14 protein-coding genes are annotated in these 14,758 nt (G+C 70.4%); 8 read left to right on the top strand and 6 right to left on the bottom strand.

The features are described 5' to 3' along the window. Window positions 1-100: 100 nt before the first annotated feature. The 6 genes from gyrB to dnaA form a co-directional block, all read right to left on the bottom strand. On the bottom strand, window positions 101-2,083 hold the full coding sequence (gene gyrB, locus G567_RS0102330; protein WP_028928698.1) for a DNA topoisomerase (ATP-hydrolyzing) subunit B: 1,983 nt from the start codon (window positions 2,081-2,083) through the stop codon (window positions 101-103). 338 nt (window positions 2,084-2,421) lie between these two features. Then, window positions 2,422-2,964, bottom strand: coding sequence for a DciA family protein (locus G567_RS0102325; protein ID WP_028928697.1), 543 nt, complete (start codon window positions 2,962-2,964; stop codon window positions 2,422-2,424). Window positions 2,965-3,155: 191 nt separating this feature from the next. After that, the gene (gene recF / locus G567_RS0102320; RefSeq protein WP_028928696.1) at window positions 3,156-4,298 is read right to left on the bottom strand and encodes a DNA replication/repair protein RecF; all 1,143 of its coding nucleotides are present in this window, start codon (window positions 4,296-4,298) and stop codon (window positions 3,156-3,158) included. Between the two features lie 7 nt (window positions 4,299-4,305). Further along, the gene (gnd, locus tag G567_RS26340; protein ID WP_084795758.1) at window positions 4,306-5,241 is read right to left on the bottom strand and encodes a phosphogluconate dehydrogenase (NAD(+)-dependent, decarboxylating); all 936 of its coding nucleotides are present in this window, start codon (window positions 5,239-5,241) and stop codon (window positions 4,306-4,308) included. Window positions 5,242-5,297: 56 nt separating this feature from the next. Next, on the bottom strand, window positions 5,298-6,479 hold the full coding sequence (dnaN, locus tag G567_RS0102310; RefSeq protein WP_028928695.1) for a DNA polymerase III subunit beta: 1,182 nt from the start codon (window positions 6,477-6,479) through the stop codon (window positions 5,298-5,300). Window positions 6,480-7,212: 733 nt separating this feature from the next. Continuing rightward, entirely contained in the window at window positions 7,213-8,805 is a 1,593-nt protein-coding gene (dnaA, locus tag G567_RS0102305) for a chromosomal replication initiator protein DnaA (RefSeq protein WP_028928694.1), read from the bottom strand. Window positions 8,806-9,258: 453 nt separating this feature from the next. On the opposite strand from dnaA, the gene rpmH reads away from it, so the two are divergent. The 8 genes from rpmH (at window position 9,259) to G567_RS0102270 (ending at window position 14,753) form a co-directional block, all read left to right on the top strand. Further along, complete coding sequence (rpmH, locus tag G567_RS32705) at window positions 9,259-9,402, top strand: 50S ribosomal protein L34 (protein ID WP_084795756.1); 144 nt, start codon at window positions 9,259-9,261, stop codon at window positions 9,400-9,402. Window positions 9,403-9,415: 13 nt separating this feature from the next. Then, complete coding sequence (gene rnpA, locus G567_RS0102300; protein WP_028928693.1) at window positions 9,416-9,775, top strand: ribonuclease P protein component; 360 nt, start codon at window positions 9,416-9,418, stop codon at window positions 9,773-9,775. Further along, window positions 9,772-10,083, top strand: coding sequence for a membrane protein insertion efficiency factor YidD (gene yidD, locus G567_RS26335; RefSeq protein ID WP_037055541.1), 312 nt, complete (start codon window positions 9,772-9,774; stop codon window positions 10,081-10,083). Before rnpA ends, yidD begins: the two co-directional genes overlap by 4 nt. After that, window positions 10,077-11,168 carry a membrane protein insertase YidC gene (gene yidC / locus G567_RS0102290; protein ID WP_028928692.1) on the top strand — a complete coding sequence of 364 codons (1,092 nt, stop codon included), beginning with the start codon at window positions 10,077-10,079 and terminating at the stop codon, window positions 11,166-11,168. Before yidD ends, yidC begins: the two co-directional genes overlap by 7 nt. Before the next feature lie 110 nt (window positions 11,169-11,278). After that, window positions 11,279-11,794: a Jag family protein gene (locus G567_RS0102285; protein ID WP_245585525.1), complete on the top strand. Its 516-nt coding sequence runs from the start codon at window positions 11,279-11,281 to the stop codon at window positions 11,792-11,794. A gap of 55 nt (window positions 11,795-11,849) precedes the next feature. Next, on the top strand, window positions 11,850-12,533 hold the full coding sequence (gene rsmG, locus G567_RS0102280; RefSeq protein ID WP_028928690.1) for a 16S rRNA (guanine(527)-N(7))-methyltransferase RsmG: 684 nt from the start codon (window positions 11,850-11,852) through the stop codon (window positions 12,531-12,533). A gap of 292 nt (window positions 12,534-12,825) precedes the next feature. Beyond that, complete coding sequence (locus tag G567_RS26330; RefSeq protein ID WP_051232229.1) at window positions 12,826-13,716, top strand: ParA family protein; 891 nt, start codon at window positions 12,826-12,828, stop codon at window positions 13,714-13,716. 2 nt (window positions 13,717-13,718) lie between these two features. Further along, on the top strand, window positions 13,719-14,753 hold the full coding sequence (locus G567_RS0102270) for a ParB/RepB/Spo0J family partition protein (RefSeq protein WP_028928689.1): 1,035 nt from the start codon (window positions 13,719-13,721) through the stop codon (window positions 14,751-14,753). The last annotated feature ends 5 nt before the right edge of the window (window positions 14,754-14,758 follow it).

Here is a 14,758-nt window from a genome sequence, read left to right as displayed (position 1 = left end):
CGGCCGGCGGTCCTGCGGTGAACGAAGACCTCACAGGCTCGGTCATGAAATCCTTCTCTTGTTCGTGCGGGCGGTACGTCCCTGCGGATTCGAGGTCCGGCTAGACGTCCAGGAACCGCACGTCCTTCGCGTTGCGGGTGATGAACGACCGGCGCGACTCCACGTCCTCGCCCATGAGGATCGAGAACAGCTCGTCGGCGGTGGCGGCGTCGTCGAGCGTGACCTGCAACAGCACCCGGTGAGCCGGGTCCATCGTGGTCTCCCACAGCTCCTTGGCGTTCATCTCGCCCAGGCCCTTGTATCGCTGCACGCCCTCGTCCTTGGGCAGCTTCTTGCCCGCGGCACGGCCGGCCTCGATCAGGCCGTCGCGCTCGCGGTCGGAGTAGGCGAACTCCGGCTCGGCCCCTCGACCGGCCCACTTGATCTTGTAGAGCGGCGGCTGCGCGAGGAAGACGTGGCCCTGTTCGACCAGCGGGCGCATGAACCGGAACAGCAGGGTGAGCAACAGCGTGCGGATGTGCTGGCCGTCGACGTCGGCGTCGGCCATCAGGACGATCTTGTGGTAGCGCAGCTTGGAGATGTCGAACTCGTCGTGAATGCCGGTGCCCAGCGCCGTGATGATCGCCTGGACCTCGGTGTTCTTGAGAACGCGGTCGATCCGGGCCTTCTCGACGTTGATGATCTTTCCGCGGATCGGCAGGATCGCCTGGAACATCGAGTCGCGCCCGGACTTGGCCGAGCCGCCCGCCGAGTCGCCCTCGACGATGTAGACCTCCGAGCGGCTCGGGTCGGAGGAGCGGCAGTCGGCCAGCTTGCCGGGCAGGCCGCCGATGTCGCCGGCGCTCTTGCGCCGGACCAGTTCGCGGGCCTTGCGCGCGGCGATCCGGGCCTGCGCCGAGGACACCGCCTTGTTGACGATGGTCTTGGCCTCGGTGGGGTTGCGCTCGAGCCAGTCGGCCAGCCACTCGTTGCTGACCCGCTGCACGAACGACTTGACCTCGGTGTTGCCCAGCTTCGTCTTGGTCTGGCCCTCGAACTGCGGCTCCTTGACCTTGACCGACACGATCGCGGCCAGTCCCTCCCGGATGTCGTCACCGGACAGCGCCGGGTCCTTGTCCTTCAGGAGTTTCTTGTCCCGCGCATAGCGGTTGACCGTGCTGGTCAGCGCCGCGCGGAAACCCTCCTCGTGGGTGCCGCCCTCATGGGTGTTGATCGTGTTCGCGAAGGTGTAGACCGACTCGGTGTAGCCCGAGTTCCACTGCATCGCCACCTCGACCTGGTGGTTCTCGGTGGCGGCCTGGAATGCCACGAGCTTCTTGTGGATCGGGTCCTTGCTCCGGTTGATATGCGCGACGAAGTCCTCGAGACCACCCGGGTAGTGGAAGGTGGTCTCCTTGATCTTCGCGACGTAGCCCTCGGCGTCCGGCTCGGCCTGCTCGTCGCTGTGTCCGTTGCGCTCGTCGCGCAGCACGATGGTGAGCCCCTTGTTGAGGAACGCCATCTCCTGCAGCCGCCGGGAGATCGTCTCGAGGTTGTAGAACGTCGTCTCGAAGACGTCCGGATCGGCCCAGAAGGTGATCGACGTACCGCTGCGCGCCGTGTCCTCGCCCTTGCGCAGCGGCCCCGGCCGGGACCGGTCGTAGCGCTGGCGCCAGACCTTGCCCGCGCTGTGGATCTCGACGTCGAGGGCGACCGAGAGGGCGTTGACCACCGAGACGCCGACGCCGTGCAGGCCGCCGGACACCGCGTAGGACTTGTCGTCGAACTTGCCGCCCGCGTGCAGCCGGGTGAGCACGAGCTCGACCGCGGGCACCCGCTCCACCGGATGCGGGTCGACCGGGATGCCGCGGCCGTCGTCAGAGACCCGGACCCCGCCGTCGTCCTGCAGGGTCACCTCGACCTTGCTGGCGTAGCCCGCCATCGCCTCGTCGACCGCGTTGTCGACGACCTCCCAGATCAGGTGGTGCAGACCCCGCTCGCCCGTGGACCCGATGTACATGCCGGGGCGCTTGCGGACCGCCTCCAGGCCTTCGAGCACAGTGATCGACGATGCGCTGTAGGCGTTCTTCTTCTCCGCAACCACGGGCCTTCGAATCTCCTCGTCCCACGAGCCGCTCCGCCCACGCGTGGATGCGCGAGTGACACGGGCTATCACCCGGGTGGATCGGGGCCCACCCGGAACACACTCTCGATTCTACTGGCCCACGCCGACAAAACGGCGTCTAGGACACCTCTAGGAACGTCACAGGGCGGCGAACGACGACCCAGGCGGGTCGCGAGGGCCGGGACAGAGGTATCGGTCGCCTGACGCGCTGTCATGCCGTCCTGAGTGCGCCGTCCCGCGCCGACCAGGTGCAGCGAAGGATTCCCAACGTCCGCCCGTGGCCGGTTCGGCGCCCGCCCATCGGGCATACGTCCTGGTCAGCCGTAGGTGTCGCGCGGGCCGCGACCGCGGATGTGGCGAGGACCATGCCGCCAGCTCGGGCCGGTCGGGCCCACCACCCGGATCCGGCGGACCACGTCCGGACCGACGGCGGCGGCCAGCCGAGCCAGGAGCTGGCGTTGCAGGGTACGCAGCTGGGTGGCCCAGGCCGTCGATTCCGCCTGCAGGGTGAGCTCGGCGTCCCGCAGCGCGATCGGTGTGCAGTGGTCGGCGATATCGGGGCCGACCAGCTGCGGCCAGCGACCGAGCACGGTCGCGTCGGTCAGTCGCGGCGACCAACCGCGGTCCATCGACACCCGGGAGATCAACCGGCCGAACGGCTGTGGGTCGCGGTCGTCCGGGCCCGGGCCGGACCAACGGCGGCGGCGGCGACCGCGCCCGACCACCGAGCGCTTGCGTCCCCCGGGTCCGGCCGCACGCTGGGCGGCCGCCTCGCGGGCGGCCCGCAGAGCCTCCCGCGCAAGGTCGGCACCGCGCGGAGCGTCCGCGGAGCGCGCATCGGCATCGCGCTGAATGGTCATCCCAGTCTTATCCACAGGGTTGGGGACAACTTGGGGGAGCTCTCGCACGATCGGCGGTATTTCGCCGTCGTCAGACGGTCGCAGGCGCCGACCATCACCAGCCGAGGCCGAGTTATCCACAGTATCCACAACCTTGTCCACAGAGTCCCGTGATCATCCTCGTTTCCCGGTCTCCGATGTTCCGTCCCTCGTCAGGAGGCGTTTGACTGTTCGGCATCTGCCGGCTCACCGTCCATGCGGGCCATCGCGCCGCCGCTCATCGTAAAACGGGCTCCGGCCAGGTCCGCCGGAACGTCCTCCGCGACGGCTGCCGTGATGATCACCTGCTCGGCGCGGGCGGCCACTGCCGCGAGCGCCCGCCGCCGCCGGGTATCGAGCTCGGCGAACACATCATCGAGAATGAGCACCGGTTCGACATCATCCCGCTGCAGCAGCCGGTAGGACGCCAGGCGCAGGGCCAGCGCCAAGGCCCACGACTCCCCGTGACTGGCATAGCCCTTGGCCGGGCCCTCGCCGAGCCGCAGGTCCAGATCGTCGCGGTGCGGCCCCACCAGGCAGACCCCGCGCTCGACCTCCTGGCGACGCATCCGGACGAGGGCCTCTCCCAGCAACGCCTCGAGCTGCCGGGGATCGAGGCACAGCTCGCTGTCCAGGCTCGACCGGTAGCGCAACGTCACCGGATCCGAGGTCGGTGCCACCTCGACGAACGCCTCCGCGGCCAGCGGCGCCAAATCGGCGACCAGCTCGAGCCGCCCGGCCAGCAGCGCCGCCCCGTGCCGTGCCAGATGCCCGTCCCAGACATCGAGCGTGCGCAGGTCGCCGGCCGCACGCGCGGTCTTGAGCAGCGCCGAGCGCTGCTTGAGCACCCGTTCGTAGTCGGTGCGGACCGCGGCGAACCGGGGGTGCCGCGCGACGAGCAGGTCGTCGAGGAACCGGCGGCGCTCCCCGGGTTCCCCGCGCACCAGGACCAGATCCTCCGGCGCGAACAACACGCTGCGCAGTACGCCCAGCGCGTCACGCGGACGGCTCACCGGTGCACGGTTGACCCGGGCCCGGTTGGCCTTCCCCGCGGTGATCTCCACCTCGACGCTCAGCTCCCGGCCTCGGTTCACCACCAGCCCGCGCACGATGGCCCGCGGCGCGCCGCGGCGGATCAACGGAGCGTCGGTGGCCACCCGGTGCGAGCCGAGCGTCGCCAGGTAGCCGATCGCCTCGACGAGGTTGGTCTTCCCGGCACCGTTGGGTCCCAGCAGGACGGTGACCCCGGGCTCGAGCTCCAGCTCGGCGCGTTCCCAGGAACGGAAGTCCGCGACCTCGAGACGACGCAGATGCACGTCGTGGTCAGTCCCCTGCGGAGCTGGGGCCCGCGAGGTGGCCCGGCGTGCCGGTCGGACCCGTGGCGTGTTTGACGGCGTGGCCGCCGAACTGCCGGCGCAGGGCGGCGACCGCGCGCAGGGCGGGGGAGGAGTCCTGGCGGGAGGCGAACCGGGCGAACAGCGCGGCGGAGATCACCGGCAGCGGTACGGCGTGCGTGATCGCCTCCTGCAGCGTCCAGCGGCCCTCGCCCGAGTCCTCGACGTAGTCGTCGAGCGAGGCCAGGCCCGGATCGTCGTGCAGGGCGCGGACCAGCAGGTCCAGCAGCCAGGACCGCACCACGGTGCCGCGCGACCACGCCTGCAGCACGGCCGGCACATCGGTGACCAGCTCGGTCGCCGAGAGCAGCTCGAAGCCCTCGGCGTAGGCCTGCATCAGGCCGTACTCGATGCCGTTGTGCACCATCTTGGCGAAATGCCCGGCACCGACCGGGCCGGCGTGGGCGAAACCCTCCTCCCGCGGCCCCTCGGGGCGCAGCGCGTCGAAGATCGGCATCGCCCGTTCGATGTGCTCGGGCGCACCCCCGGCCATCAGCCCGTACCCGTGGTCGCGGCCCCAGATCCCGCCCGACACCCCGACGTCGATATAGCCGATGCCGCGCGCCTCGAGCTGCGCGGCGTTCGGCGCGTCATCGGTATAGCGCGAGTTACCGCCCTCGATGACCAGGTCCCCGGGCTCCAGGACGTCGGCGAGCGAACGCACGGTGCTGCGGGTCGGCTCGCCCGAGGGCACCATCACCCACACCACGCGGGGTGCCGCGAGCGTCGCGGCGAGTTCGGCGACCGATCCGACATCGGTCACCTCCGGGCGCGGGTCGTACCCGACGACCTCGTGACCGGCCGCCCGCAGCCGGTCACGCATGTTGCCGCCCATCCGGCCCAGACCGATCAGTCCCAGTTGCACGAGACGCCCCCTGTCGACCAAGCAACCGCCCCGTCGAGGCTATCGAGGTGTTCGTATCAGCCCGGCAGGCGCACCGGCATCAGCAGGTGCAGGTACCCCGCCGTGGCGCCATCCTCCGGCACGGACGCCTCTCCGGCAGCCTCCTCGGCAGCGTCCTCGGTGGCCGGGGACGGCACCGGTCGCACCAGCGCCGGGCGGTTCGGCGTGGTGAAGGTGACCTGTGCGCGCTCGGTGTGCAGGGCGCCTAGCGCGTCGAGCAGATAGCCGGGGTTGAAGGCGATCGTCAGCGGCGCGCCGTCGAGGACGCAGGGCAGCTCCTCCTCGGCGCTGCCGACGTCATCGCCGCCTGCCGCGAGCCGCAGCCCGTCCGCACCGAACTCCATCCGGATCTGGGCCACCCGGTCCGCGACGAGCGACACCCGCTTGATCGCCTCGACGAGCGGCGCGACCTCCAGTTCCGCGGCCGTGGTGTGCTCGGTCGGAATGAGCTGGCGGAAGCGCGGGAACTCGGCGTCGAGCAGCCGGGTGGTGGCCCGCCGGCCACTGCCGGTCATTCCGAGCATGCCGTCCCCCGCGGACAGCGCGATCTCCACTGTTCCCGAGCCCGCGAGGGTCTTGGCGACCTCGGCGAGGGTGCGCGCGGGGATCAGCACCGCGGTGGAGAGATCCTGGTCCTCGGGCTGCCAGTCGAGCTCGCGGACAGCGAGCCGGAACCGGTCGGTCGCCGCGAGGGTCAGCCGCGGGCCCTCGATCTCCAGCCGGACGCCGGTGAGCATGGGCAGCGTGTCATCGCGACCCGCGGCCACCGCGACCTGGGCGACCGCGGCGGCCAGCTCGTCGGCCGGGACCGAGCCCGCTCGCTGCGGCATCGCCGGCAGCTGGGGGTAGTCCTCCACCGGCATCGTCGGCAGGCTGAAGCGGCTGTTCCCACAGTTGATCGTGGCTCGGGCGCCGTCGACGACCAGATCCACCGGCTTCGCGGGCAGGGCGCGGGTGATGTCGGCCAGTAGCCGTCCGGAGACCAGCACGCGGCCCGGATCACCAACCGTGGCATCGAGCTCGACGCGGGCGGAGGTCTCGTAGTCGAACCCGGAGACCGTCAGCGTCTCGGCGGTGGGCTCGTTCCGGGCCTCGATGAGGACCCCGCCCAGCACCGGTACCGGCGGGCGGGCAGGCAGGCTGCGGGCCACCCACGCGGCAGCATCGGCCAGAACGTCGCGTTCGACCCGGAACTTCATGACGGACCTTTCACCGGCGGTCACTGGTTGCAACCGAATGGCGTGGACACACGGGTGCTTCCTCCGGCCACACGAGCCGGGGTGGGAAGCACCCGGCGTGGACCAGGTCGGCCGGTTCACCGTAGAGCCTCGCGCGACCGGGTGTCACCTCGGGCCGCAACCGGCTCCGGTCGACCGCGGTACTGGTCGACCGCGCCAGCCATCCACCGGGTTGTTTTTTCGGTAGTTCCTCTTGAAGAGATCTCCAGCAGTAGTAGTAGGTCCTGTGCATAGTGTGGATATCCGGCATCTGCGCAGTTCAGATGGCGTGTCGAGATGTGGATGGAAGGTGGGATCGGCGGTGGGTAACTCCGGCCGGTAGTGGATGGAGGAGCTCGATCCACGGCTGTCTCCCGATCTATCCCCGTCCTGAGACGAGGTTGTCCACGGGTCGGGCCCCAACGATCCACCGCCGGGGCGCCAACGATCCACAGAGTTGTCCACAGATGTGGGTGAACTGTGGTCGTTCGTCCACACAGCGCGACCGGTCACCGGATCACGGCGACCGCGGGGAAACCCGCACCACCCAGGAGATGGACGGAGGGCGAGCGGTTCGGTCATGCGGATCGCCTGCGTCGCGGGCCCAGCGAGGGCCGGCGCGCGACGAGCGGTCGGCCTCGCCGTGAGCGGCGGTGCGCCGCGAATCCTCGGGAGACGGCGGCGGCGCGGTGGGCGGAACCGGGTGGAGCTGTCGTCAGTACCGGGATCGCTGCTTGATCCGCGCGGTGAGCTCCTGCACCTGCTCGAAGGTCTTGCGGCGAAGCGAGATCTCGTTGCGGATCTTCTTGTCGGCGTGCATGACGGTGGTGTGGTCGCGGCCGCCGAAGGTCTGCCCGATTCGGGGCAACGACAGATCGGTGAGCTCCCGACACAGGTACATCGCGATCTGTCGGGCCTGGGCGAGCGCCTTCGTCTTCCCCGGCCCGCACAGCTCGTCCATGGTCACGCCGAAGAAGTCGGCGGTCACCGCCATGATCGTCGGTGCGGTGATCTCCGACGCCGCGGAGTCCGGGATGAGGTCGCGCAGCACGATCTCGGCGAGCTGGGTGTCGACGGGCTGGCGGTTCAGCGAGGCGAACGCGGTGACCCGGATCAGCGCCCCCTCCAGCTCGCGGATGTTGCGCTCGATGCGCTCCGCGATGAACTCCAGAACGTCGCCGGGCACGGCCAGCCGGTCCTGCGCCGCCTTCTTGCGCAGGATCGCGATGCGGGTCTCGAGCTCGGGCGGCTGGATATCGGTGATGAGGCCCCACTCGAACCGGGTGCGCATGCGGTCCTCCAGGGTCTCCAGCCGCTTGGGCGGCCGGTCCGAGGACACGACGATCTGCTTGTTCGCGTTGTGCAGGGTGTTGAAGGTGTGGAAGAACTCCTCCTGGGTTCCTTCCTTGCCCTCCAGGAACTGGATGTCATCGACCAGCAGCACGTCGATGTCCCGGTAGCGGCGTTGGAACGCCACCTTGCGGTCGTCGCGCAGCGAGTTGATGAAGTCGTTCGTGAACTCCTCGGTGGAGACGTATCGCACCCGCATCCCGGGGAACAGACGCTGGGTGTAGTGGCCGACCGCATGCAGCAGATGGGTCTTGCCGAGCCCGGAGTCACCCCAGATGAACAGCGGGTTGTAAGCCCGCGCCGGCGCCTCGGCGACCGCGACCGCGGCGGCGTGGCTGAAGCGGTTCGAGGCCCCGATGACGAAGGTGTCGAACGTGTACTTCTCGTTCAGCCGGGTCTGGGATCGCGGGGTGACCTGACCGTCGGGCGGTGGCGGAGAGTACGCAGGCCATGCCCCGGGTGGCTGCCGTTCGGTGTCGGGGGTCGGGTGGTTGCCGTTGTCCACGGGCACGGGGACGCCATCAGTCTGGCCCTCCGGGAACGGCATCGGGTCGACCGGGCCGAACTCGGCACCCGGCGCGCGGGTGTAGATGGGGTAGGTCTCGCCGGCCGGCGACATCCGAGGCGGCGCCATGCGCTCCGGCGGGTCGGGTACGTCGGAGCCACCGGAGGCCGCCGAGGCATCGACGACGACCGCCAGGTTGATGGCCACGCCGAGGTGCCGGCCGAGGGCGTCGCTGATCGGCCTGCGCAGGATCCGCTCGATGGCGTCCTTGGCGAACTCGCTCGGCGCCGCGAGCAGCGCGGTGCCATCGAGGAGGCCGAGCGGGCGGGTCAGTCGCAGAAAGGCCCGCTGCTGAGCGGACAAGGTCGGGGCGGCCGACTCCGCAGAGGAGCCGGACAGATCAGCGATGACCCGCTCCCAGACCCGTCCCAGATCCGCTGGCTGGTCGGCCACCGGTCCGCTCCCCTCCGATCTCGCTGCCTTGCCGTCACGTCCGCCGCCGGGCGGGGGCGCACAGGACATCATCAATCCCCAGAGTTATCCACACCTGTGCGCAGACGGTACGCATGGGTCAGGGGCGGGGCGCCGCGCGGGCCCAGCGCGCAATGTCGAAGCGGGTGCGTGTCGGTCCCCCCGGACCGAACTTGGAAGTGGCAAGGTAACAACCCCCGCCGGTTGCCACAAGGCGGCTGATCGATGCAAGACCCGTCGGGCTGATGGTGGCCCGAGGCGGTTTGACCCTCTCTGACGGGGCTGCGTACCCTGACCTCCGCTGCGTCCGCCGACCGGCACGTTCCGCGTGCCGTGAGCCGGGCCGTGGGCACGACCAGATCGACCTGATCAGACCTATCGCACAGCTACCGACGGCCGGCCTCCGTACCGTCGCCGTCGACCGGGAGAGCGACCGTGAGCAAGGGCAAGCGCACATTTCAGCCGAACAACCGCCGTCGGGCGCGCACGCACGGTTTCCGGCTGCGGATGCGCACCCGGGCCGGGCGCGCCATTATCGCCGCGCGTCGCCGCAAGGGGCGCGAGAAGCTCTCGGCGTGATCTGGTCGCGGGCGTGCTGCCGGCCGGCGCCCGGCTGACCCGTCGGGACGAGTTCACCTCGACGATGCGCCGTGGTCGGCGCGCCGGGAGATCACGGCTGGTCGTGCACCTCGACGTGACGGGTTCGGAGGCGCCCCGCGCCGGGTTCGTCGTCAGCAGGGCCGTCGGGAACGCGGTGACGCGCCACCGGGTCACACGGCGGCTCCGGCATCTGGTCACGGCTCGGCTGCCCGCGTTGCCTCCGGGTGCGCGACTCGTCGTGCGCGCGCTGCCGCCCGCCGTGACCGCATCGGCCGCCGAGCTCGGTGAGGACCTCGACAGCGCCCTGCGGGCGGCGCTGCGCCGACTCGAATCCGCCGGGGGCCCGCGGTGAGCGCGGCCGGGACCCGCCGTCCCTCGCCGATCGGCCGGGCGCTGGTCGTTCTGCTTCGCGGCTACCAGCGCTGGATCTCTCCCGCGTTTCCACCGACGTGTCGCTTCTACCCGACGTGCAGCGCATACGCCATCGAGGCGCTGCAGGTCCACGGGGTGTTTCGTGGCACCTGGCTGACCCTGTGGCGACTCGCCCGCTGTGCGCCGTGGCACCCTGGCGGTATCGATCCGGTGCCGCCGCGCCGCGATGACGTTACGCCCTCGGCCGAGGACCACGGCGAGAACCACAAGGAGCAAGCCCCGTGCTGAACTTCATCTACTACCCGGTCTCGGCCATCATGTGGTTCTGGCACAAGGTCTTCGGGTACGTGCTCGGCGAGGCGAGCGGGGTCGCCTGGGCCCTGTCGGTGGTCTTCCTGGTCTTCACCCTGCGGGCGCTGCTGTACAAGCCGTTCGTCCATCAGGTCCGCTCGATGCGGAAGATGCAGGAGTTCCAGCCGGAGATCCAGAAGCTCAAGAAGAAATACGGCAACGATCGGCAGCGGATGGCTGCCGAGATGCAGCAGCTGCAGCGCGAACACGGGGTCAACCCGCTCGGCGGCTGCCTGCCGGTGCTCGTCCAGGTGCCGGTGTTCATCGGCCTGTTCCACGTGCTTCGCGAGTTCAAGCCGGGCAAGACCGAGAACTACGTGTTCGGCGCGTCCGAGGTCGAGTCGTTCAACGATGCGAGCCTGTTCGGCGCCAAGCTCGGCGCCTGGGTGACCCAAGGGTCCGAAGAGCTGGCTCGGCTCGGCACCTCGATCCCGCAGATGCTGATCGTGATGATCCCGCTGATGATCGCGGCGGGGATCTTCACCCACATCACCGCCCGGCATTCCGTGGCGCGCCAGACCGAGGCGCAGGCGGCGAACCCGCAGGCCGCCATCATGAACAAGCTGATGTTGTACATCTTCCCGATCGGTGTCGTGGTCGGTGCGCCGTTCCTGCCGCTGGCCGTTCTGCTCTACTGGGTCGCCAACAACCTGTGGACCCTCGGCCAGCAGTACGTGGTCTATCGGAGGATCGACGCGGAGGAGACCGCGAAGCGCGAGGAGGCCACCGCGGCCCGGCGGTCGCGTGCCCCACGTCCCGGGCAGAAGCCGAACCGGGACGCCGCCGCTGAGCAGCAGAAGGCGGCGGCCCAGGATTCCGTGAGTGACTCCGAGGCCGACTCCGGCACCGACGATGAGGCGGCTCCCCCGGCCAAGAAGCCGGGCGGGAAGCCCGTACCGCGGGGACCCAACAGCGCGAAGCCCGCGGGTGGCGGAGGCACCGGCTCCGCGGCCCGCAACGGCCGCGCGGCAGGCGGTACCTCCCGGCCGCCGGCCGTCCGCAAGGGGCGCAAGCGCCGCTGACCTGAGCCTGAGACCGGTCTCTGCGGGGACCGGTCGCGGCGCGCTGGTGGTGCGATGGGACCCACCACCAGCGCGCCGAATCTTCAGAGAGGAGACGTACTGTGCCCAAAATCGCAGCGGATGGGCCGGTGGAGACCGGTGAGACCAAATCGCCGTCGCCGGAGGAGCAACTGATCCGCGAGGGCGATATCGCCGGGGACTACCTGGAGCGACTGCTCGACCTGCTCGACTACGACGGCGACATCGACCTCGACGTCGAGGCCGGTCGGGCCGTGGTGAGCATCGACGGCGGGAACGACCTGGACAAGCTGGTCGGCGACCGGGGCAATGTCCTGGAGTCGCTGCAGGAGCTCACCCGGCTCGCCGTGCAGCAGGTCTCCGGCAGCCGGAGCCGGCTGATGCTCGATATCGCCGGATGGCGGCAGGGCCGCCGGGACGAGCTCACCGAGCTCGGCCACCGGACGGCCAAGGACGTGCTGGAGACGGGTCAGTCGGTTCGGCTGCGTCCGATGACGCCGTTCGAGCGCAAGGTGGTTCACGACGCGGTCGCCGGGGTCAAGGGCGTTTCGAGCGAGAGCGAGGGCGAGGAGCCGCGGCGACAGGTCGTGGTCTTCCGCAGTGGATGAGCCGGAGCGGACGGCGGGTGGCGCGAACGGGCCCGCATCCGAGGACCTGTTTCACGTGAAACACCCGCCGGCAGCCGCCGCCGATGTGTTCGGTGATCGGCTGCCGGCGGCGGTGCGTTATGCCGCCCACCTGGCGACGAGCGGGGTCGAGCGCGGGCTGATCGGCCCGCGCGAGACGGACCGGCTCTGGGACCGGCACCTGCTCAACTGCGCGGTCGTCGCAGAGGTCGTCCCGGCCGGCGCCCGCCTGGTGGATGTGGGTTCGGGGGCCGGCCTGCCCGGGATACCGTTGGCACTGGCCCGGCCGGATCTGCACGTCGTTCTCATCGAGCCGCTCGCTCGACGGGTCGACTGGCTCGACGAGATCATCGCCGACCTGGATCTTCCGGTGCAGGTTGTGCGGGGCCGCGCCGAGGAGAAGGCAGTACGACGGCAATGGGAGGGCGCTGACGTGGTGACCGCCCGCGCCGTCGCGCCGATGGCCCGGCTGGCCGGATGGGCTCTCCCGCTGTTGCGTGCGGGGGGCATTCTGGCGGCGATCAAAGGGACATCCGTGGCCGACGAGGTGGCCCGGGACGTCGCTGGGGTCCGGAAATCGGGTGGCGGTGAGCCGCGCATCGTGCAGTGCGGGGTCGGCCTGATCGAACCCCCGACCACGGTGGTGCTGGTCGAGCGGCTGGCGGGCCGGCACGGTGTACCCCGCGCTCGGACGAGCCGGAGGAAGGAACGTCGATCGTGACCGGTCAGCGTGGCCTCGGCCATGCCGGATGCGTCGTGGTCGGAGTTGCGTCGGACGCTGGAGTACGACGCGGCCCGGTATGGCCGCGAGGTGAGCGCCGCAAAGGTGATCCTGGCCGCCGGGCTGGCGGTGTCTGCCGGTGGAGACGGAGTGAGACCGCCTCGCTCCTGAAGCGAGGAGGCATCTGTTGGTGAAGCAGGAATCTCCCGTCGTCAGGCGGGAGAGCGTCAACGAGACCGGTGTTTCACGTGAAACACCGAGCGGAGGTGCCGCCGATCCGGCCTGGACGCCGATCGCCGAGGAGGCCGCGCGCGCGGCGCGGGTGCTCCATCCGGACCGGCACGCCATGCCCCGGCCCGCCCGCCGCCGGCTGATGACCGTCGCCAATCAGAAGGGCGGCGTCGGCAAGACCACGACCACGGTGAACCTGGCCGCCGCGCTGGCGATGCACGGCGTTCGCGTCCTCGTGCTCGACCTGGACCCACAGGGCAACGCCAGCACCGCGCTCGGCGTCGAACATCGCGTCGGCACGCCGTCGATCTACGAGGTGCTGCTCGGCGAGATCGGCCTGGTCGACGCCGTGGCCCCAAGCACGGCGTCCCCCAACCTGCTGTGCGTCCCGGCGACGATCGATCTGGCGGGCGCGGAGATCGAGCTCGTCAGTATGGTCGCCCGCGAGCAGCGGCTCCGGCAGGCGCTCGAGCCACCGATGCTCGACGATCTCGGTGTGGACTACGTCCTCGTCGACTGCCCGCCTTCCCTGGGCCTGCTCACCGTCAACGCGCTGGTGGCGGCCGAGGAGGTGTTGATCCCGATCCAGTGCGAGTACTACGCGCTGGAGGGGCTGGGGCAGCTGCTGAGCAATATCGATCTGGTGCGCTCGCACCTGAACACGCAGCTGCACGTCTCGACCATCCTGCTCACCATGTACGACGGGCGCACCAAGCTGGCCGACCAGGTGACCTCCGAGGTGCGCCAGCACTTCGGCAGCACGGTCCTGCGAACGGTGATCCCGCGCAGCGTCAAGGTCTCGGAGGCGCCGGGCTACGGCCAGACCGTCCTCGCGTACGACCCGGGTTCGCGCGGGGCGATGAGCTACGTCGACGCGGCCCGCGAGATCGCGGCGCGGGGCGCACTCATGGAGCGGCCGACACCGGATGGCCCGCAGCGGAACGGGCGGTAGACGTGGCCGAGCGCAAAGGCGGACTTGGTCGCGGGCTCGCGGCGCTCATCCCGACGGGACCGCCGGCCGCGGCGCCCGCGCTCGGCAATCGTCCGGCTGTCGGGCCGTTGTCCGCGGGATCGGCCTCGGACGGCCCGGTCCCCACCGGCCGAGCGCCCGTCGTTGCCACCGAGTGGTCGACTGCTGCGACCGCGGCAACCGAGGCCGCCGGATCGATCGCCGGAGCGGTGTACCGCGAGATCGACGTCCGCGCGATCGAACCGAACCCGCAGCAGCCGCGCACGGCGTTCGACGAGGAATCGCTCGCCGAGCTGGAACACTCGATCCGTGAGTTCGGGCTGCTGCAGCCGATCGTGGTGCGGGAGCGCGATCGCGGCGGCTACCAGCTCGTCATGGGCGAGCGCCGGTGGCGGGCGGCCCGGCGGGCGGGTCTGGAGCGCATCCCGGCCATCGTCCGTGACCCCGGTGACCACGCAATGCTGCGCAACGCGCTCCTGGAGAACATCCACCGGGTCCAGCTCAATCCGCTGGAGGAGGCGGCGGCCTACGAGCAATTGCTGGCCGAGTTCGGTGTGACGCAGACCGAGCTGGCCGATCGGATCGGCCGCAGCCGGCCCGTGGTCAGCAACATGATCCGGCTGCTCAAGCTGCCGGTGGCGGTGCAGCGACGCGTTGCGGCGGGCGTGCTCAGCGCAGGGCACGCCCGGGCACTCCTCGGGCTGGACGATCCGGGCAGGCAGGAGGAGCTGGCCGCGCGGATCGTGGCCGAGGGAATGTCCGTGCGCGCCACCGAGGAAGCCGTGCTGCTCGCCCGCCGGGAGACCCCGACCCCGGCGCGGGCCGCCCGGCGCAAGCCGATGCACGCGCCGGGGGCGGATCGACTCGCGGAGCGGCTGTCGGATCGGTTCGACACCCGGGTCCGGGTGGAGCTGGGACAGCGCAAGGGCCGGATCGTCGTGGAGTTCGGTTCGGTGGAGGACCTGGAGCGCATCGCCGGGATGATGAGCCCAGGGAGCGCTCAGCGCGACGCCGACTGACGGCG

It is taken from the genome of Pseudonocardia asaccharolytica DSM 44247 = NBRC 16224 (assembly GCF_000423625.1).
GTDB classification, from domain to species: domain Bacteria; phylum Actinomycetota; class Actinomycetes; order Mycobacteriales; family Pseudonocardiaceae; genus Pseudonocardia; species Pseudonocardia asaccharolytica.
Note: the sequence above shows the minus strand (reverse complement) of the source record. Positions and strands in the feature narration are given on the sequence as shown.

Bases quoted from the DNA above. Each gene is read 5' to 3' on its own strand.
- G567_RS0102325 (WP_028928697.1), bottom strand. From the start codon at position 2,964: ATGACCATTCAGCGCGATGCCGATGCGCGCTCCGCGGACGCTCCGCGC.
- dnaN (WP_028928695.1), bottom strand. From the start codon at position 6,479: ATGAAGTTCCGGGTCGAACGCGACGTTCTGGCCGATGCTGCCGCGTGG.